The organism is Paraburkholderia sediminicola (assembly GCF_046027825.1).
GTDB lineage: Bacteria > Pseudomonadota > Gammaproteobacteria > Burkholderiales > Burkholderiaceae > Paraburkholderia > Paraburkholderia sediminicola_D.
The window spans coordinates 38,325-57,774 of record NZ_JAQQDU010000057.1 but is presented as its reverse complement, the minus strand read 5'-3'; the positions used below and the strand labels follow the sequence as shown (position 1 = coordinate 57,774).

Annotated in this window: 19 protein-coding genes; 7 read left to right on the top strand and 12 right to left on the bottom strand. The window is 62.8% G+C overall.

Features of this window, described 5'->3' with window-relative positions:
• The first annotated feature begins 486 nt into the window (after positions 1-486).
• The 3 genes from PQQ96_RS27125 (at position 487) to PQQ96_RS27115 (ending at position 3,233) form a co-directional block, all read left to right on the top strand.
• Positions 487-1,038: an energy transducer TonB family protein gene (locus PQQ96_RS27125; RefSeq protein WP_408298383.1), complete on the top strand. Its 552-nt coding sequence runs from the start codon at positions 487-489 to the stop codon at positions 1,036-1,038.
• Between the two features lie 505 nt (positions 1,039-1,543).
• A complete protein-coding gene (locus tag PQQ96_RS27120; protein ID WP_408298381.1) occupies positions 1,544-2,851 on the top strand; it encodes an MFS transporter in 1,308 nt (435 codons plus the stop codon).
• A gap of 202 nt (positions 2,852-3,053) precedes the next feature.
• Positions 3,054-3,233 (top strand): hypothetical protein, encoded by a 180-nt coding sequence (locus PQQ96_RS27115; protein ID WP_097391694.1) that lies wholly within the window; start codon positions 3,054-3,056, stop codon positions 3,231-3,233.
• A gap of 152 nt (positions 3,234-3,385) precedes the next feature.
• Here PQQ96_RS27115 and PQQ96_RS27110 read toward each other — a convergent pair whose 3' ends face one another.
• Positions 3,386-3,511, bottom strand: a complete 126-nt coding sequence (locus PQQ96_RS27110; protein WP_408298379.1) for a hypothetical protein — start codon at positions 3,509-3,511, stop codon at positions 3,386-3,388.
• Positions 3,512-4,230: 719 nt separating this feature from the next.
• Positions 4,231-5,235, bottom strand: coding sequence for a lipopolysaccharide heptosyltransferase I (waaC, locus tag PQQ96_RS27105; RefSeq protein WP_408298377.1), 1,005 nt, complete (start codon positions 5,233-5,235; stop codon positions 4,231-4,233).
• A 212-nt stretch (positions 5,236-5,447) separates the two neighbouring features.
• On the opposite strand from waaC, the gene PQQ96_RS27100 reads away from it, so the two are divergent.
• The gene (locus PQQ96_RS27100; protein WP_408298376.1) at positions 5,448-6,869 is read left to right on the top strand and encodes a chloride channel protein; all 1,422 of its coding nucleotides are present in this window, start codon (positions 5,448-5,450) and stop codon (positions 6,867-6,869) included.
• Between the two features lie 234 nt (positions 6,870-7,103).
• Here PQQ96_RS27100 and PQQ96_RS27095 read toward each other — a convergent pair whose 3' ends face one another.
• The 6 genes from PQQ96_RS27095 to map all read right to left on the bottom strand — a co-directional run bounded on the left by PQQ96_RS27095 (position 7,104) and on the right by map (position 11,547).
• Positions 7,104-7,415, bottom strand: a complete 312-nt coding sequence (locus PQQ96_RS27095) for a YXWGXW repeat-containing protein (RefSeq protein WP_172309694.1) — start codon at positions 7,413-7,415, stop codon at positions 7,104-7,106.
• A gap of 359 nt (positions 7,416-7,774) precedes the next feature.
• Positions 7,775-8,038: a cell division topological specificity factor MinE gene (gene minE, locus PQQ96_RS27090; RefSeq protein ID WP_028196771.1), complete on the bottom strand. Its 264-nt coding sequence runs from the start codon at positions 8,036-8,038 to the stop codon at positions 7,775-7,777.
• A gap of 14 nt (positions 8,039-8,052) precedes the next feature.
• Positions 8,053-8,868, bottom strand: a complete 816-nt coding sequence (minD, locus tag PQQ96_RS27085; protein WP_063495093.1) for a septum site-determining protein MinD — start codon at positions 8,866-8,868, stop codon at positions 8,053-8,055.
• Positions 8,869-8,972: 104 nt separating this feature from the next.
• A complete protein-coding gene (gene minC / locus PQQ96_RS27080; protein ID WP_408298374.1) occupies positions 8,973-9,821 on the bottom strand; it encodes a septum site-determining protein MinC in 849 nt (282 codons plus the stop codon).
• 220 nt (positions 9,822-10,041) lie between these two features.
• Positions 10,042-10,575 (bottom strand): GNAT family N-acetyltransferase, encoded by a 534-nt coding sequence (locus PQQ96_RS27075; RefSeq protein WP_408298372.1) that lies wholly within the window; start codon positions 10,573-10,575, stop codon positions 10,042-10,044.
• 186 nt (positions 10,576-10,761) lie between these two features.
• Positions 10,762-11,547, bottom strand: a complete 786-nt coding sequence (gene map / locus PQQ96_RS27070; RefSeq protein ID WP_408298371.1) for a type I methionyl aminopeptidase — start codon at positions 11,545-11,547, stop codon at positions 10,762-10,764.
• A gap of 387 nt (positions 11,548-11,934) precedes the next feature.
• Here map and PQQ96_RS27065 point away from each other — a divergent pair, with 387 nt between their 5' ends.
• The 3 genes from PQQ96_RS27065 (at position 11,935) to PQQ96_RS27055 (ending at position 15,499) form a co-directional block, all read left to right on the top strand.
• Complete coding sequence (locus PQQ96_RS27065) at positions 11,935-12,912, top strand: ferritin-like domain-containing protein (protein WP_408298369.1); 978 nt, start codon at positions 11,935-11,937, stop codon at positions 12,910-12,912.
• 121 nt (positions 12,913-13,033) lie between these two features.
• Entirely contained in the window at positions 13,034-14,338 is a 1,305-nt protein-coding gene (locus PQQ96_RS27060) for an Nramp family divalent metal transporter (protein WP_408298367.1), read from the top strand.
• A 105-nt stretch (positions 14,339-14,443) separates the two neighbouring features.
• Positions 14,444-15,499, top strand: coding sequence for an alpha/beta hydrolase (locus PQQ96_RS27055; protein WP_408298365.1), 1,056 nt, complete (start codon positions 14,444-14,446; stop codon positions 15,497-15,499).
• A gap of 47 nt (positions 15,500-15,546) precedes the next feature.
• Here PQQ96_RS27055 and PQQ96_RS27050 read toward each other — a convergent pair whose 3' ends face one another.
• From PQQ96_RS27050 to PQQ96_RS27035, 4 genes are read right to left on the bottom strand one after another with little or no spacing between them, the layout of a single operon-like run.
• Complete coding sequence (locus PQQ96_RS27050) at positions 15,547-16,059, bottom strand: chalcone isomerase family protein (RefSeq protein WP_408298364.1); 513 nt, start codon at positions 16,057-16,059, stop codon at positions 15,547-15,549.
• Position 16,060: 1 nt separating this feature from the next.
• Positions 16,061-17,272: a class I SAM-dependent methyltransferase gene (locus PQQ96_RS27045; protein WP_408298362.1), complete on the bottom strand. Its 1,212-nt coding sequence runs from the start codon at positions 17,270-17,272 to the stop codon at positions 16,061-16,063.
• A gap of 12 nt (positions 17,273-17,284) precedes the next feature.
• Positions 17,285-18,130 carry a DUF1365 domain-containing protein gene (locus PQQ96_RS27040; protein WP_408298360.1) on the bottom strand — a complete coding sequence of 282 codons (846 nt, stop codon included), beginning with the start codon at positions 18,128-18,130 and terminating at the stop codon, positions 17,285-17,287.
• Positions 18,127-19,431 carry an NAD(P)/FAD-dependent oxidoreductase gene (locus tag PQQ96_RS27035; protein WP_408298358.1) on the bottom strand — a complete coding sequence of 435 codons (1,305 nt, stop codon included), beginning with the start codon at positions 19,429-19,431 and terminating at the stop codon, positions 18,127-18,129. The genes PQQ96_RS27040 and PQQ96_RS27035 overlap by 4 nt, the downstream gene beginning before the upstream one ends.
• Positions 19,432-19,450: the final 19 nt, after the last annotated feature.

The window sequence follows — 19,450 nt, the reverse complement described above, 5'->3', positions numbered from 1 at the left end:
GCGACCGAGGTAATCGCAACCGCCTTCACCACACACCTGCCAGATCTACCACCCCGTGCCTTGATGGTTGTGGACTTCGCGATCATTTGCTCGCTCGTCCGCCCGGGTAGGCCTCATATCTGGTTTCTGTTCGTCAGGTCGTGGCTTTGCTACACGCTTCCTTCAGACCCCGCCTCGCGACGACGCCCTTGCGTTCGCTAGTCCTTCGCCCCATCAGGCTGGACAGGGGACTTCCACCCCCAAGCTGTTGCGCATGCTCGGCGCACAAAAAGAAAGCCCGCGCGAAGCGGGCTAAATGAAAGACTTCCACCGATGCCTCTCGAAAGAGGCAATCGAAGTGTAGGCGTGTTTTGGCCGCAGGCAAATCTGGTCATATTTCGGCCTATTACAAGCGTTCGAATCGCACGGAGAGGGTGAACGACAATTGCATCCTGGCGCTTTTTGACTACCATCAAGTTAGATCATGTCACTGTGCTTTCCTCGACGATGCTCACCCGCACACGTCACCTTCGGCGCTTGACTGGACGCTTCGCTTCACGCGTTAGCGCATCCCTATTGCATGCGCATGGCGCGGCATCCGCGTCGACGGCGGCTTCGGTTTTGGCGCTCGCAGCCTTTGCAGGCTGCACGATCACGCCGCCTGATCGCCCGCTCATCATCACCCCGGCGGCCGCCGTCAACAGTGCGACGCTCGACCAGTACCGCAGCGCAGTCGCCCAGCGCATCGTCGAACGCAGCCCGTCCTACGTGTTGCACGGCACGCCGCAAGCGATGCTGCGCTCGCTGGTCGTGGTGTCGTTCACGGTGGATCGCGATGGCCGGGTGTTGGCGTCGTCGGTGTATCGCACCAATGGCGACGACGAAGCCGAAGGCACCGCGCTTGCCAGCTTGCGCCGCGCCTCGCCGTTGCCGCAGCCGCCCGATAAATTGCTGAATGGCCGTGGCCAGCTCGAATTGTTCGAAGACTGGCTGTTCAACGACAACGGCAAATTCCAGTTGCGCGAGTTCGCCTCGCCGCAAGCGCAGACCATCGAGTGAACGCAGCGCCGCAACGACCAGATGAGCAGCAGGCCGAGCGACTCGTCTTATACCGCCTTGCTGTGCCGCGGCCGCGCTCGTTATAATTTTTCGATTCCCTAAGCCGGAGCTTTCCGGCACGGCTCACGCCGCCCGCTCACCCGTTGGCGCGGCGCGAGCCCGATTGCAGCGTCGCCATGCCATCCGCGTGGGTCGCCTGCCTGATATTCGATGCACGACGCATGCAATGAATGACGCCTTGCTGTCAGCACCTCGCGCTGAACCGGCCGCGCGGCTACCCGCGCGCGCCACGCAGCCCGCCTGGTTACTACCTGCTCAGGCCACTTTCGCGCGCGACCGCTGACGGCTACCGGCAGCCGTTGTAAGCTGTCGCATCGTCGCCCACGCCACGCATGGCTTCAACTGCCAGCGAGACGTGTAGAAGCGCGCGAACTTAAACAAAGATGCCGCCGCCCACACATAAAAGTACGGCGCCCAATGGCATCGCGACACATGGAGACCCTGCATGTCCACTTCGCCGATTTCCGCGGCCCAGCCCAATGCGGCTGGGCAGAACAGCACCAAGCGGATCATCTTCGCGAGCTTCATCGGCACCGCGATCGAGTTCTACGATTTCTACGTCTATGCGACCGCCGCGGCGCTCGTCATCGGACCGGTGTTTTTCCCGCACGGCTCGGCAACCGCCCAGGCCCTGTCGGCCTTCGTCACGTTCGGCATCGCGTTCGTCGCGCGGCCGATCGGCTCGTTCCTGTTCGGTCACTTCGGCGACCGGATCGGCCGTAAGTCGACGCTGGTGGCTTCGCTGCTGGTGATGGGGGTGTCGACCACACTGATCGGTTTCGTGCCGGGCTACGACTCAATTGGCAGCCTCGCACCGATCCTGCTGTGCGTGCTGCGCTTCGGCCAGGGTATTGGCCTCGGCGGCGAATGGGGCGGCGCGGCGCTGCTCGCCACCGAGAACGCGCCGGCCGGCAAACGCGGCTGGTTCGGGATGTTCCCGCAACTGGGGCCGTCGATTGGTTTTCTGGCGTCCAACGGTCTGTTCTTTGCCCTCGCCCTGTCGCTCTCCGACGAACAGTTCCGCAGCTGGGGCTGGCGCGTGCCGTTCCTCGTCAGCTCGGTGCTGGTCGCGCTCGGCTTGTACGTGCGTTTGAAAATCGCCGAGACACCGGCCTTCCAGGCGGCCATCGAACGCAAGGAGCGCGTGAAGGTGCCGATCGCCACGCTGTTCTCGCAACACTGGCTGCCGACCCTCCTCGGCGCGCTGGCGATGGTGGTCTGCTACACGCTGTTCTACAACGCCACGACGTTTTCGCTGTCGTACGGCGTGTCGGTGCTGCATATTCCGCGGCAGACCTTCCTTGGCCTGCTGTGCATCGCAGTCGTGTTCATGGCGCTCGCCACGCCGCTATCTGCCTGGGCGAGCGACCGCTATGGCCGCAAGCCGGTACTGATCGTCGGCATCATCGCCGCGATCCTGTCAGGCTTCACGATGGCGCCGTTGCTCGGCAGCGGACAGACGCCGCTGGTCCTGCTGTTCCTCGTGATCGAACTGTTCCTGATGGGCGTGACCTTCGCCCCGATGGGCGCGCTGCTGCCGGAACTGTTTCCGACCAACGTGCGTTATACCGGCGCGGGCGTGTCGTACAACCTCGGCGGGATTCTCGGCGCGTCCGTCGCGCCGTATATCGCGCAGATGCTGGCCGCGCACGGCGGGCTGCCGTGGGTGGGCGCTTATGTGTCGATTGCGGCGGCCGTCAGCATGATCGGTGTGCTATGCATGCGCGAGACACGCGATGCGCGCTTGATGTAAGTGAGCGCACTGCGTTGATGGTCTGATTGCTTCTTTACCCCGGTGTCGCCAGGCGCGCATTGACGCGCGCTGCGGCGGCATCGGCGGTTACCCCGCCTCTCTCCGCTTTTCCGCACGGTGCTGGTAAATCCCCTGCCTTGCGCGTCTTTTTGACTTGCTTATACTCGAATTCAATAACCCTAAGGCAAGCAGGGAGGCTCTGATGAATATTCATCTCCACAACGCGGACATCGTGATGATCATCGCGTTGGCGTTGCTGTGTTCGCTGCTGCTGGCCCTGCGCTTTCGTCCCGCGACATGGAAGGGCATCGTCGTGGAAGCGCTGGCCGCGAACTTGGCTGCCATCACTGCGGTGATCGCTTTCGAAATGCTGCTCGCCTGAGCGGTCGAACACCACGACGCCCGGTTGGGCGCTGCGACCTGAATCAGCCTGACGTACCCCGGAGCGCTTGAGCGGCTGCCCGTGCCTATGCAGGCAAGTAGCAGCCGTCAGGACTCGGCCCCGCGTGCAGGCCAAACGTGCGCCGCAAGCCGTTACCGGTAGTAGCCGTGATAGTAACCGCCGCCGTAGTAATAGCCAGGCGCCGGTGCAACGATGCAACCGCCGAGCGCCGTTGCCAGCAGGGTGCCTGCGATCAGGGTCAGGATTAAGCGTTTCATATTGTTCTCCTTCGTGTCAGAGTCATTCGAGCCGAAACCCCGAATGACTCGATTGAACACGACCCTGCCTCGCGCGAGCGTTGCCATTTGTAAGAGAAGATCACGGAGGTGTTACACGTTTGAACCCCGAAACCGGCCGCGCTCGAAGCATCACGACGACAGATTCACATCAGACGAAAACACCGCCTATACTGCTTTGAGCACGCGCACTCGGCGCAAACCCTGCCCGTGGCGGGTGCGCGGATCGGGGCGCTGATTAAGGGGCTTGGGTCCACGCGTCCATGCGCCATGAATGAACCGGCGACCACACGAAAGAGAACGCGTGTAGCCAATTAGGCACTCAACGAAAAGCGACAGATTTAACAGACGTGTAATGCGCGACGCTTCCCAGAACGCAGAGCGTGGCCAGGAGCGACCGGCTGCGGGACGCCGGTGAGTCGCACACGAATCTGCCGGCACTCGCGCGACATGCCTGGATGAATGCACCATTGAACTCGACCGCCGGCCGGCGGTCTCTTTAGAACTGAGTCGGTCACGCGAAGTGGTCGCTCAGTGCGTGAGTCAGTTTGTTCATTGCAGCGATTCCTCTCCGCCCGTAGTTCCCCGACACGGGCGTTTTTCGAGGCGTTCCGTGGCAGCGCTCGTTTGATTGGGCGACTGTACGTCGCGCCTCTTTTCTTTTTGCCAAACGATTGCGTGAGCGCGCAGCGAAGCTGCGCTCAGGCGGCTGCCGATCCGTGCTGCATGGTGACGGCGCGCGGTTCGCTGTGTACGTAATCGATCGCCTCCAATGCCTCAGCGATCGACGGCACGGAATGGCCGTCGCCGATCGAGATCGAGCGGAACGGCGCTTCGATACCGAAATGCGACGGCGAGGTCGCCACAAAAATCATGACCGTGCGCTTCTGCAACGCATGCGCCAGATGCATGAAGCCCGTATCGGTACCGACCACTAGTGCGCACGCGTCGATCATCTGCGCGATCCCGGTCACGCTCAGCTTCGGCAGGACGGTCGAACCCGGTATCTGCGACGCGATTTGCTCCGCTTCGGCTCGCTCGCCTTCCGAGCCCCACGGCAATACCACGTGAAAACCACGCTGCGTCAACTCGCGGCCGACCGCCACCCAATGGGGCAACGGCCACTTCTTGTCGTCTTTGGAGGTGGCGTGAAACAGCGCTGCGACAGGCGCGCTGTCAGCGGCGAACGGTGCAGTGGCCGGCTCGGGCAAGCGCAGATTGTAGACGGGCGGTCCTTCGACCTCATAACCCAGCACCTCGCCGGCGCTGATACGCATGCCGTGCCAGGCACCGCACTGCGGACGCGGGCCAAAACGCCCGGTATAGGCGAATGCGGCGCCCCGCTCTCCGAGATCCTGGGACTGATAGCCAATACGCTTCGACGAGCGTGCCAGAAAGGCGATGATCGCGCTCTTGTACACGCCGTGAATATCGATGATGAAGTCGTAGCGGTAGGCGCGCAATTCGCCGATCGACTCCGCAATCGCCTTGAAATCGCCCCAGCGGCGCGCCTTCTTGAAGCGGCGCAACGGTGCGCAGAGCACGCGATCTACGCTCTTGCTCCAATGCACCATTTCGGCGAATGCTTCGTCGGTCGCCCAGTCCACCTGAACGCCTGGAAACGCGCGTTTGATGTCCGCAGCGACTGGCAACGCCTGCACGATATCGCCGAGTGACGTGACCTTGACGATAAGGACTCGCTTCATTGAGGACCTGTTAGTTGTTCATACGTCAAACTATTTTAGCCGACGATTGGATTAATCTTTGCTGAACGCCGCCGCGCGCCATACCGTCATTAATACAGCGCGTTACATTGCACACCTTACAAATAAGCTTTTTACTATATTTCAGAATACTTTCATACAGTTTCATCGATGCGGCACGCTTTATAATCCACCCTTTGCGCCAGCACACCCTCATGTCCCGGGCCTTCCTTCCTCTCTCTTCCAGCATCGTGCGTCGCGCCAGACGCCTGTGGCGGCAATACGGCGTTTTCTGGCTCGGCGCGATCGCGGTCGGTCTGGTGGCGGTGCTGTATGCAAGACTCATCGATTGGGGCTATGGCGAATTCCGCACAATGCAGCAACAGCATGTGTGGGCGCCGCTGATCGTCACGCCCGCAGTCGCGGCGCTCGCCGTCTGGCTCACGCGCAAGTTCTTCCGCGGCGCCGAGGGTAGCGGCATTCCGCAAGTCATCGCCACCCTGCATGCCAAGCCTGGCGAATACGGCGCGCGGCTGTTGTCGTTCCGGATTCTGTTCGGCAAGATCGCCGTGTCGTTTCTGGCGATTCTCGGCGGCTTCACGATCGGCCGCGAAGGACCGACCGTGCAGGTCGGCGCGGCGCTGATGTTCAATCTGCGGCGGCTATATCCACGCTCGAACGCGTTGATCGAACGGCAGTTGGTGCTCGCGGGCGCGGCAGCGGGTTTGTCCGCGGCGTTCAATACGCCGCTGGCGGGGATCGTGTTCGCGATCGAGGAACTCACGCGCAGCTTCGAGGCCCGCGCAAGCGGCGTGCTGATTACGGCCATCATCATCGCCGGTGTGATCGCACTCGGACTGAACGGCAACTACACCTATTTCGGCACCATCCAGATCGGCGCGCACTTCCCCAATCTGCTGGCGGTGGCCGTTCTGCTCACGGCGATCGTCACCGGTATCGCGGGCGGCGTGTTCGGCTGGCTGCTGCTGAACACCGCGCGCTGGATTCCTGCGCCGCTGCGTCAGTTGCACGGCGAGCGGCCGGTCGTGTTCGCCGCGCTGTGCGGTTTCGTGATCGCGGTAGTCGGCCTCATCTCCGGCGGTACGACCTTCGGCAGCGGCTATGCGGAAGCGCGCGGACTGCTCGACGGGCACGAGCACCTGTCCGTGTTCTATCCGTTCCTGAAGATGATCTCGATGGTCGGCTCGTATCTGCCGGGCATTCCAGGCGGCATTTTCGCGCCCTCGCTGTCGATCGGCGCGGGCTTCGGCAATCTGCTGCACATGGTGTTCGACTCGATGCAGTTGCCGATGCTGATCGCCCTCGCGATGGTAGGCTATCTGGCCGCCGTCACGCAGTCGCCCATTACGTCGTTCGTGATCGTGATGGAAATGATCGATGGTCATGCCCTGGTGATTTCGCTGATGGCCACCGCGTTGATCGCAAGCCGCGTCGCGCGCCTGTTCGCGCCGCCGCTGTATGAGTCGCTGGCAGAGCGCTATATGGCGCCGCTGCCGCGCCCGGCACCCGCACCGGTGCCGGAGGTACCCGAAGTCGAAGCACCCGAGCCGGTAATCGCCGATGAGGTCAACGGCGACGCCGCCGCTGAAGACGGCACCGGCACACCACGTCAGTAAACGACGACGCCCGGCGCGCGCACCACCAACGGCCGCGCCGGCACCACCACGCACCCGGCGAGAATGATCGCCAGCGCGGCGATCAGAAGCAGATTCTTTTTCATCATGTGTTCCCTGGAAGACGCAGGCGGGCGCTACGCCCAGAGCGTGCGCGGCGCCTGCGTTGTCAATCTGGAGAGAGCGGCGCGAGCGGCTTGACGCGCGCCGCACTGCACCCGGCTGTTGCCTTTGAACTTACGCCCAGTGGCCTTCAACCCAGCGATAGTTCGGACCGTGTTCGACCCAGTGGCCCGGCACCCAGTGGTAGCCGACCCGCTCGGCCTGCCAGTGACCCGCGACCCACACATAGCGACCGTGGTCCCAACGCCAATGACCGTGATCCCACACATAGCCGACGCGCGGCGCCGGTACGGCTTCATAACGCACGGCCGGCGGTGCGGACGGCGCGATCACCACGACTTCCTCGGCTGAAGCGGATGCCACAGCGGATGCACCAGCAGCGATCAGAACAGCGTTGGCGATCAGCAAGCGAAAGGTCTTGTTCATTTTTCCCTCTGTAGTTGGACACCGAATGCGGCGTTATCCGTTTAATGCGCAAGGGGACGAAACCGCTGACCGCGCGCGTGTAACGGCGCACGCTGAAGTGCAACGGATTATTTCGCCGCGTGGAAAGCACGCGTGAGAAGGCCTGTGCGAGCGCACACGAACACAGGGGTAGCGGGGACGGCGACGAGGAGAACGACGCAAGGGAACAGCGGGAGGACGCAACAAAATTGCGAAGTCGCGACCCTACGAACCAGCGCAGAGTAGCGCGCGACAACACAAAAAAACATCACAACAAAGACAGCGCTTACGCTCCACCTCGTGACGTCATATCGACGAAACGAAACAGAGCGCGCAGCACGTTATGCGGAACCAGCCTGCGGTATTTCGATCTTGACCTCGAGCACTTCGAGGTCGTCCTGGCGCTCCAGGCTCACGCGAATATCGTCATTGGAGATTTTCACGTACTTTGAAATGACGGCCACCAGTTCGCGTTGCAACGCAGGCAGGTAATCGGCAGGCGCATGGCCGCCGGCGCGCTCGTGCGCGATGATCAACTGCAGGCGTTCCTTCGCTACCGACGCGGACTTCTTCTTCTCGCCCAGCAAAAACGAAAGAATCGACATGACGTACGCTCCCCTTACTTGGTGCCGAAGAGGCGCTGCAGCAGCCCTGGCTTCTGGTAATCGGTAAAGCGAAGCGATTTCTGCTCGCCGAGGAAACGCGACACCACATCCTTATAAGCTTCGGCGACATCCGTGCCGTCCAGGTGCACCGCCGGCAGACCCTGGTTCGATGCGTGCAGCACCGCTTCCGATTCCGGAATCACGCCGATCAGATCGATGCGCAGAATTTCCTGGATATCGGTGAGCGACAGCATTTCGCCTTCGCTCACGCGCTTCGGGTTATAGCGGGTGATCAGCAGGTGTTCCTTGATCGGTTCCTTGCTTTCGATTGCGCGCTTGGTCTTGGACGACAGAATGCCGAGAATACGGTCCGAGTCGCGCACCGAGGAGACTTCCGGATTCGTCACGATCAGCGCTTCGTCGGCGAAATGCATGGCGAGCAGCGCGCCCGATTCAATACCCGCCGGCGAATCGCAGACGATGAATTCGAAGTCCATCGCGATCAGGTCGTTGATGACCTTCTCGACGCCTTCCATGGTCAGTGCGTCTTTGTCACGCGTTTGCGAGGCCGGCAGGATGAACAGGTTCTCGCACTTCTTGTCCTTGATCAGCGCCTGGTTGAGGTTGGCTTCGCCCTGGATCACATTGATCAGGTCATACACCACGCGGCGCTCACAGCCCATGATGAGGTCGAGGTTGCGCAGGCCGACGTCGAAGTCGATCACGGCGGTTTTGCTGCCACGCAATGCGAGGGCCGATGCAAAACTCGCGCTCGTGGTCGTCTTGCCCACGCCACCCTTGCCCGAAGTCACCACAATGATTTTTGCCATTACCCTTACCTTGTGTTCGTCAAATTCGTCAATTATGTGCGGCCTTATTTGCCGTGGAGCGCCGCGTGCCGTGACTGTTCAGGGCGGCGCGCGCTTCACGCCGTTCAGGTGAGCCGCAGCGGTTCAATCATCAATTTCTCTTCTTCGAGCCAGATCTGCACCGGCTTGCCGAGCACGTCGGCCGGCAGCGGGTTCTCGGTCGTACGGTAGATGCCCGCGATCGAGATCAGTTCCGGTTCGAGACACGTGCAGAAAATGCGCGCGTCGTGATTGCCCTGCACGCCGGCCAACGCCCGGCCGCGCAGCGGCGCGTAAATATGGATATTGCCTTCCGCGATCACTTCCGCGCCGTAGCTCACGAGGCCGAGCACGACCAGATCGCCCTTTGCGTAGATGCGTTGGCCCGAACGTAGCGGCTTGTCGACCACCGTGGTTTGCGACGAGGTGGCGAGACGGACTGGCTCGGCGGCGGGCACCGGCTCGACCGCGGCGGCCGTGGCCGGTGTGCCGCTTTCCGAAGGCCCGCCTGCGGTGCTGAACAGATCGGCCGGGGGCGTGGCTGTCGCAGCAGTCACAACGGGTGCCGCAGCGCCAGCATGGCCCCCCTCTTCGTCTGCGGACTTCGCTGCCGCGCCGCGGCGATCGCGCGCTTCGAGCAGCGGCAGCGCGGATTCGGCCGCCCACTGCTGCTGCGCGTTGGCAACGACGCCGACCGGGCGCATGCGCACGCTGTCGAGCAGTTGCGCGATGTCGGCGAGCGGTACGCGTTCGTTATCGGCAAGACGGCGCACGTCGATCGCGACGACGTCGTTAGCGAAAAATTCGGGGGTCGCCTCGAAGCGCCGGGTCAGTTCAGCACGCATCGCGTCGAGGTCGGTTGTCTTGACCACAAACAGGAGCGTGTCGACAGAGCCGCTGCGGAGTTCGAAAAAGGGCGATTTCTTGGGCGACATAGCGTTCGGCAAAAAATTTTGCGTATTTTACAGGCGTCCAGGCGGGGAGCGAGTTTTTTTGCCGGGAGAACGCCCCACTGCTGCCTGAATACCCATGACGGGGCCACGCCTCGGCCGTTCAGGCCGCGCTTAGGCCGCTCATTTGGCCATGAACCCGGCCATGAACGCTGTAGCGACGCGGATGGGAAGTGAGCGGCAGACAGACGCGCCGCTCGCGAGATCACTGCTGAAACACCTGCGACGTGGTCGGCACGTGCCGCACCAGCAGGCTTTCGGCCTGCTCGGGCACACGCACGACACGCCGATGCTCGCCGGTCGGACCGAAGCCGAGCGCCTCGTAAAAGCGCATCGCATTGCGGTTGGCGTCGGCAACCCACGCGTAGATTTCGGTGGCGCCTTCACTAGCAAGCCAGGTGCTGGCGGTGTCGACCAGCAACTCGCCGCCTCGCAGATGACGCACGGCCGGCGCCACCCACAACTCGCAGACGAACGCGCGGCGCGCCGCGGCGTCGTCGAAATGCGCTTCGATCAGTCCTGCCGGATGACCCTCGGTATAGAGGATGAAACTGGTCGCGATAAACGAAACAGCGCGTTCGGCGGCGGTGGCGTCGAACGTGGCGGCATCCGCCGACAACGCGTCTTCTAGCGTTTCGCCGAAGGCATAGGGCGCCTCCCGCAGCGACGCAGTACGGAGTTCGCGGAAAACGGTGCCCTGATCAGCGGCGATACGGCGAACGGTCAATGACGTACTCATGCAGACGAAAACCCCTTGAAACCCTAAGGCGTAGCTTTAACCGAACCGGCGCGCGAGTCAAATCCTTATTTACTGAATCGGACCGCCGCGCAGGTCACAGGGCCAGGAGCCGCGCGCCAACAGCGCAGCAATTCACGCGCCCACCGCCTTGAAACGACGGTTCGTGAGGCGCGCCCGCCACCGTGTTCAAGGCGCTTCGTAATCGCCGGTGCCGTCCGGCCATGGCGTGAGCAGCTCGTAACCGTCTTCGGTCACGGCGATCATGTGCTCCCATTGCGCCGACAACGAGCGGTCTTTGGTGACCACGGTCCAGCCGTCGCGCTGCACCGAGGTGCCGGCGCGGCCCGCGTTGACCATCGGCTCGATCGTGAAGACCATGCCGGGCTTCAGCCGCACGCCCTGCCCCGGTTGACCGTAGTGCAACACCTGCGGGTCTTCGTGGTAGACCTTTCCGATGCCGTGTCCGCAGTAGTCGCGCACGATCGAGAAGCCGTCGCGCTGCGCAACCTTCTGGATCGCGTAGCCGACGTCGCCGAGCGTCGCACCCGGCTTCACCTCACGGATGCCGGCCAGCATCGCCTCATAGGTCGTGTCGATGAGCTGGCGCGCCACCGTGCTCGGCTGGCCGACGCAATACATGCGGCTGGTGTCGCCGAAATAGCCGTCCTTGATGATCGCGACGTCGATATTGACGATGTCGCCGTCTTTCAGGATTTCATTGCGGTTGGGAATGCCATGGCACACCACCTGGTTGACGGACGTGCAAACGGTTTTCGGAAATCCCAGATAGCCAACATTTGCCGGAATCGACTTTTGCGTATTGACAATGTAGTCGTTGCACAGGGCGTCGAGCTCGTCGGTGGAGACACCGGCCTTGACGTGCTCGCCGATCATCGCCAGTACGTCGGCCGCGAGGCGGCCGGAAATGCGCAGTTTGGCGATGTCGTCGGGAGTCTTGTAGGAAATGGCCATGAATTCGGTCGAAGTGCGATGTTGACGATCGCCCAATTGTACAGAGGATCGCCGGACGGCCTCCGCGAGCCGGGCCGAACCCGCTCGCCAGACGCTTACGGCATGACGCTGATCGACCGTCAAAAGGCGGCAACCCTGCATCAGCCTGTCTGATGCTGCGAGCGCACACAGAAATCTTTTGTGAGGTTTGCATCTAGCCACGCATTCGTTCCGTAAAGGTGGTTGAGGACTCGCTTTCTTCCCCTCTACCGTTTAGTTCTTCTCAGAAGAACGGGGCCTCTTTTTGTGTCCGCGATTTGCGCTTGTGCATCGCGTGAGTACCAGTTGTCCGCGCGTATGCGTCGCGAGTCCGCGGCATTGGCAGCGAACCATCTGAGGAGCACAGCCATGTCGGAATCCAGCAATAAATCAGCAGAACTTATCGATGCATTCGACCGCCGGGTTGAACGGCGCCTGCAACGCAGACAGTTTTTCCGCAACGCTGGCGGCCTGAGCCTGGGTCTGGTCGGCGGCACGCTGATCAGTGCGTGCGGCGGTGGTTCCGGATCGAGCGTGTCAGCCCAGAGCGCGCCGACCGACCCGGAAATACTGAACTTCGCGCTGAATCTGGAGTATCTCGAATCGCAGTTCTATACGTATGCGACGACGGGTTCGGGCCTCGCGGCCAGCGTGACGGCCGGCGTGGGCACAATGGGCACGGTCATCCCCGGGCAGCAGGTGCCGTTCCAGGATCCGGTGGTTCAGGCCTATGCGAACGAGATTGCCAACGACGAGCGCGAACACGTCAACTTCCTGCGCAGTGCGTTGGGCTCAGCGGCAGTGGCAATGCCCTCGATCGACATCGGCGGCACCGACCCGAACGGTGCGTTCTCGAACGCGGCGCGCGCAGCGGGACTGGTCGGCGCGGGCGTGGCATTCAATCCCTATGCGAACGACAACAACTTCCTGCTCGGCGCGTTCATCTTCGAAGACGTCGGCGTAACGGCCTACAAAGGCGCCTCCCCGCTCATCAGCAACAAGACCTTCCTCGAAGCCGCTGCCGGCATTCTCGCGGCCGAGGCCTATCACGCGGGGCTCGTACGCACCGTGCTGTTCTCAAAAGGCGTCGACACGGCGAGTATCTACACTGCCGCCAACGCGATCTCCGCCGCGCGCGACAGCCTCGACAACAACGGCCACGACGATCAGGGCATCACCGGCGCGACGCCCGGCTCGTCGAACATCGTACCGCTCGACAGCAACGGGCTCGCGTTCAGCCGCGGTTATGGGAACGTGCTCAACATCGTCTATCTGACGAGTTCGGTGGCGACCAAGGGTGGCTTCTTCCCGAACGGCGTGAACGGTGTGCTCAACATGAGCGCCTGAACGACGCACCATGCTGGTCCCGCTGCACCGGTAACGGGTCGCCGCGATGACGATCGCGCTCACCCGTTGGCCGGTTTTCATCTGCATTGCCTTGCACGCTTGAAGACGGACAGGAGCAGTCATGAACGAAGCGATGAGTCAGGCCGCCGTGCCTCTGACCCTCACGGAGCAGACCTGTTTCGATATCCGCGAGACGCTGGCGGGACGGCGCCGCGGCTTGCGGGCGATACTTCCGTTCGTCGGACCGGCGGTGGTGGCCTCGATCGCGTATATGGACCCGGGCAACTTCGCCACCAATATTCAGGCGGGCGCCGGCTACGGCTATACGCTGCTGTGGGTGGTCGCCGTGGCGAATATCGTGGCGATGCTGTTTCAGTCTTTGTCCGCCAAGCTTGGGCTCGTGACCGGGAGCAATCTCGCCGAGCTATGCCGCGCGGCACTGCCGCACCGTTGCGTGCTCGCGATGTGGGGTATCAGCGAGATCGCGGCGATGGCGACCGATCTGGCGGAATTCGTCGGCGGCGCGATCGGCGTCTCGTTACTGACGCATCTGCCGATGATGCCCAGCATGCTGATCACCGCGGCCGTCACCTACGGTTTGCTGCAGTTCGAGAAGCGCGGCTTTCGTCCGCTCGAACTGGCGATCGCGGCACTGGTCGGCGTGATCGGCCTGTCGTATCTCGCCGAGTTGCTGATTGCGCCGGTGCATTGGCCATCGGTCGTCAAGCATACGTTCACACCGAGCATCCCCGACAGCAATGCACTGACGATTTCGGTCGGCATTATCGGCGCCACGGTAATGCCACATGTGATATTCCTGCATTCGGGCCTCACGCAGAATCGCGTGAAACCGCGCAACGAAGGCGAGTGCACCAAGCTGCTCCGCTTTTCGAACATCGAAGTGGTGGTCGCGCTCGGCGTCGCCGGGCTCATCAACATGGCGATGGTCATCATGGCGTCGAGCGCGTTTCATGCCGGTCACGCCGATATCGCCAGCATCGAAACCGCATGGCACACGCTCACGCCGCTGCTGGGCGGCGCGGCGGCCGGTCTCTTTCTTGCGGCATTGATTGCGTCCGGCATATCGAGTTCGGTCGTCGGCACGATGGCCGGGCAGATGATCATGCAGGGCTTCGTCGGTTTTCGCATCCCCGTGTGGGCGCGGCGGCTGATTACGATGGTGCCGGCCTTCGTGGTGGTCGCCTACGGCGTGGATGCGACGCGCGCGCTGGTGCTGAGCCAGGTCGTATTGAGCATCGCGCTGCCAGTGCCGATGGTCGCGCTGGTGTGGTTCACGTCGCGTGGGGATTTGATGGGCCGCTACAGGAATCGCCGCACGACCACGATCGCCGCCGTGGCCGGCACAGTCGTCGTGCTGGCGCTCAATATCGTTCTGCTGGTCCAGATCGCTGGCTTTTCGTCGTAATCGCGCGCCACCTTCGCAAGGCGGCCGCCTGCATCCGGTTACCGGGTTGGCGCGTACATTGCTCGAACGCTTATTTTCGAGCGATTTTCGACGGATCCGACTCTCATGCCTCGACGCCTGCTCACCCTGACCGCCGCGCTGGCGCTCGCCGCTCTGGGCGGCTGTAGCGCCGCCAGCGTGCTCAATGCCACCGTATCGCGCAAGAACTTCCAGGCCGAGGACGCCCTGGCGTACGGCAGCGCGCCGCGCCAGAAACTCGACGTCTACATGCCGACAGCAATCCGTGCGCCGACAACCGCTTCGCATGGCCGTCCAATCGTTGTGTTTTTCTACGGCGGCAGTTGGCAGAGCGGCTCGCGCGACAGCTATCTGTTTGTCGGGGCTGCGCTAGCCTCGCGCGGCTTTGTCGCCGTGGTGCCCGATTATCGGACGTGGCCGGAAACCGCCTTCCCGGGCTTTGTCGACGATGCAGCCGCGGCCGTGCGATGGGCCCGCGATCACGCGGCCGAGTTCGGCGGCGACCCGTCACGGATCTTTCTGATGGGTCATTCGGCCGGCGCGCATATCGTGATGTTGCTGGCTACAGACGGCCGTTATCTCGCGGCGCAGCAGATGAGCAAGCGCGATTTGAGTGGCGTGATCGGCCTTGCCGGTCCGTATGATTTTCTGCCACTGAAGGATGCGACGCTTGAAGAAATTTTCCCGCCCGCATTGCGCGCGGCGAGCCAGCCGATCAACTTCGTCGACGGCGACGAACCGCCGATGTTCCTCGCGGTGGGCAAGCAGGATACGACAGTCGATCCGGGCAATACCGACCGGCTCGCGGCCAGGCTGCGCGCCGCCGGCGACACCGTTGAGGTGAAGCACTACCCAAGGGTCGGGCACGCGCTGCTGGTCGGCGCCATCGCTGGACCATTGCGCGGCTTTGCGCCTGTACTCGACGACACGAGCGCGTTTATCGACGCACAGGTGAGCCGTGAGGCGCAGCGTGACGGTGATGCGCAATCGTCGCCCCCATCTTCCGACACGCCGGGTAACGTCTATCAAATGCGGCGGCGTGCTAAAGCGGACACCGTGCCGTGTGCTGCGGCTTCGTCCGCATTGGCGGCGAACGTGAACACCGATTGCCAGAAACAGAGCACCGTCGGCCACAACGATTGAACGCAACGGTTGAACGCGGATGAAGCACGACTCGGGCGCTGCACGCCTTACGGCGTCGTACCCAGCAACTCCTTGCGCAAAGTCGGCGCGCGCGTCGACGGGTCGAGCCAGATGCCAAAAAAAGCCCGCGCGAATGCGGGATCGTCAAACTCGCCGGTCATCCGGTCGCCGGCATAAAAGCGCACTCCTTTGTCCGGCAGATAAACCGCGCTTAACTGATCGCCTGGACTGACATCGACGAACGCCTGCATCATATCCGCGCGCCAACGCTCCAGCGTATCAGCCGGAATCGGCGCGCTCGCGAGACGCTTGATCTCGTTCATACCCGCGTCGACGAACCGCTCGCGCTTGATACCGCGAGCGTAAATGATATGCAGCGCAAATCGTTCATCATAGTCGACGGGCACGCGTTCGCTCCACATCTGCGCGCGATAGAGCTTGAAGCCGAACACCCTGAAATCGCCCTCGCCCACGAGTTTCGCGGGCTGCACGTCGTCGCGCCAATCGGCGCAGGCGGCAGTCGCCCACAACACCAGCACGATCGCCGCGAGCGCTCGCATGTCAGTCCGCCGAGGCAAGCACGAATTGCATCACGTCCGTGCGCCCTTCATCGAAACCGGCTTCGCAGTACGCCAGATACAGGCGCCATGTCCGCACGAAAATCTCATCGAAACCTTGCGTGTGGATCGTATCGAGTTGGGCCTCGAACGCGCTGCGCCAGCGGCGCAGGGTCTCGGCGTAATCGCGGCCGAACACCAGCGACGGGCACGCCGCCAGCTTGCCACGCCGCGCGGCTTCGATGAATCGCTGCGGGCTCGGCAACATGCCGCCGGGGAAAATGAATTCGCGGATGAAGTCACTGGTCGCGCGATAGGCCGCGAAATGCGAGTCGTCGATCGTGATGGTTTGCACCAACGCGCGTGCGCCAGGCTGCAGACGTTCGCGCAAGATGCGAAAGTACGTCGGCCAGAATTTTTCGCCAACGGCTTCGAACATTTCGATCGATACGATACCGTCGTACTGGCCTGTCAGCGTACGGTAGTCGCGCAATTCGAGGTATACCCGGTCGCTCAGGCCTGCTTCGCTCACACGCTGCTGGGCGAATTCGAGCTGCGCAGGAGAGATCGTTACGCCGTGTACGTGAATGCCCTGGCGCGCAGCGTGCATCGCAAAACCACCCCACCCGCAACCGACTTCCAGAATGCGCATGTCTTCGCACAAGCCCAGCGTATCGATGATGCGTTGATACTTCGCATGCTGCGCGTCTTCGAGCGACTGATAGAAATTGCCGTCGAACACCGCGCTCGAATACGTGAACGTCGGATCGAGCCACTGCGAGTAGAACGCGTTGCCGATGTCGTAGTGCGCGTGAATATTGCGCCGGCTGCCCGAACGCGTATTGGGCCTCAGTTTATGACGCAGCCCGTACCAGAGTTGCGCAAGCCAGCCGCCGTAGACGGTGCGTTGCAGCGCGCGTTCGTTGCGGATGGCGACGCGCAGCAAAGTGGCCAGATCGGGTGTATCGACCCAGAACGCGCGCCATGCATCGGCAAAACCGATATCGCCTTTGCGCAGAATCGCTCCGCAGGCACGCCAGTCGCGCAACTCCAGACGCGCGCCCGGCGCCGCGTGCGGATCGCCGAACACGCGCTGCTGACCGTCGGGCGTGATCAGCACCAGATGCCCAACCTGAATCCGTTCGAGTAGAGAGAGAAACAGACGACCCGACGCGGGGACGGTTCGGTGCTCGCTCAGGGTTCTTGAAAGCGCCATGGCTGAATCTCCTCAATCGGACGAAATGGGGCGCGCAGCGGCGGACGGTTGGCCTGCTGCGGCGTGGTCGGTGGGTGCGTCGGCGGTGCGACCCGGCGCGGGATGTTTGCCGTAGAACGGCGCTTTCTTGAAGGCGAGGCGCAGGGCCTGCCAATGAATTCTTGCGACGACACCGACGGTCAGCAGCGGCTGACGAATCAGCGCGGCGAGCGCTGTCGAACGCGTTAAGGGTTTTAACCGGCCACCCAGCGCAGTGCGAATCAGAAGCCCGTCAGCGTCTTCGTAATCGATCGAGACCGACGCACGGTTCGGCGTCTCCCTGACGCGAAATTCGTAGCGCCCCTCGACGCGGCAGAACGGCGACACATGCAGCACTTTGCGGCATGTGAGTTCAGTTTCAGCCGTGATCGGCGCATTGCCCGCAGCGCTCAGCAGATAGCTGTGGCGATCGCCGAAGGTATTGCGCACCTCGGCCAACAGCGCACGCAGACGGCCGTCGCGGTCGTGGCAAAACCAGAAGCTGACCGGATTGAACGCATAGCCGAACACGCGCGGGAAGGCTTGCAGCCAGATCTTGCCGTCCGCTTCTTCAATACCCGCCACCGATAGTTGCGCGCGCATCCATGTGGCGAGATCGCTGCCGTCGCGCGGACCGTGGTCGCGTGTGTGAAGGCTGAGTGGACGCCAGCGGTCGATGCCGAACCATCCGCTATCGAGCGACGCCAGACGATCGAGATCGCAGCGCACATAGAACACCGGATACCTGAAGCGATGGTGCTTCGGCCGCAAGCGCTCGTGCATCACCTGGCCCGTCAAAAGCCAGGCGGCCGGATCGACGTCGGCACGAGCGGAATTCATAACGCGGCCCACGCCGGCGACGCGTCGAAATCGGCGGCGACGCGCAGGGCCGATTTCAGACCGTCCTCGTGAAAACCGTAGCCCGTCCATGCGCCCGCGAACCAGGTGCGACGCTTGCCTTGCAGCGACGGCAGACGGTGCTGCGCGTCGATGGCGGCCAGATCGAACAGCGGATGGTCGTAGACGAAGCGGCGCAGCTCGGTGCCCGGCGCGGGCTGCGTCACCGGATTGAGCGTGACGACGAGCGGCGTCTGGAAGGGCAGTGGCTGAAGCTGATTGACCAGATAGCTGACGCACACCGGATGCGTGCCGTCGACCGCGCGGCTTCCCAGATAATTCCACGCCGACCACACGCGCTGACGACGCGGCAGCAGGTTCGTATCCGTATGCAGCACGGCGACGTTCGGCTGGTAGCGCACCGCGCTCAGTACGCCGCGTTCGTCCTGATCGGCGTCGTTGTCCAGCAGGCGCAGCGAAGTCGGCGCGTGGGTGGCGAGCACCAGCGCTTCGAAACGCTCCGTGCCGTTGTCCGTGAACACATCGACGCCGTCTGTATCGCGCCGTACGCCTCTAACCGCAGTACCGATGCGGACATCGTCGAGCGTACCGACGATACGGCGTACATACTCGCGCCCTCCTCCGACCACCGTCTTCCACTGCGGCCGGCGGTTCACCTGCAGCAGTGCGTGGTTCAGGCAGAAGCGTAGGAACGTGGTGGCCGGGAAGGCCAGGATATCGGCAGTCGCACTCGACCAGATCGCCGCGGCCATCGGCAGCAGGTAATGGCGCTGGAAAGCGCCGCCGTAGCCACCGGCCGTCAGCAGTTCGCCCATCGACGCGCGCGTTTCTATCGCGAGCTCGAGATTGCGCTGAGCACTGCCGTTGAAACGCATGATGTCGCGCAGCATGCCGATAAAGGTCGGCGAGAACAGGTTGCTGCGTTGCGCGAACACGGTGTTCAGGCTGGTGCCGGCCCATTCGAGGCGGCCTTCGTCGAGCGAAACCGAGAAGGTCATTTCGCTCGGGTGCGACTCGACGCCCAGTTCGGCGAACAGCGCGATCAGGTTCGGATAGGTGCGGTCGTTGAAAACCAGAAAACCCGTGTCGACGGGATGCGTGTGGCCCTCGAGCGTGACATCCACGGTGTTGGTGTGGCCGCCCGCATAGGCGGCCGATTCGAACAGGGTGACCTGATGGTTGCGCGCCAGCAGATAGGCGCTGGCTAAACCCGAGATGCCGGCGCCGATAACCGCGACCCGCGAGCCGCGCGGCAGGGGTGAAGTCGGTGCGGGGTGGGTCATGAGCGCGCCTCCTGGTCTT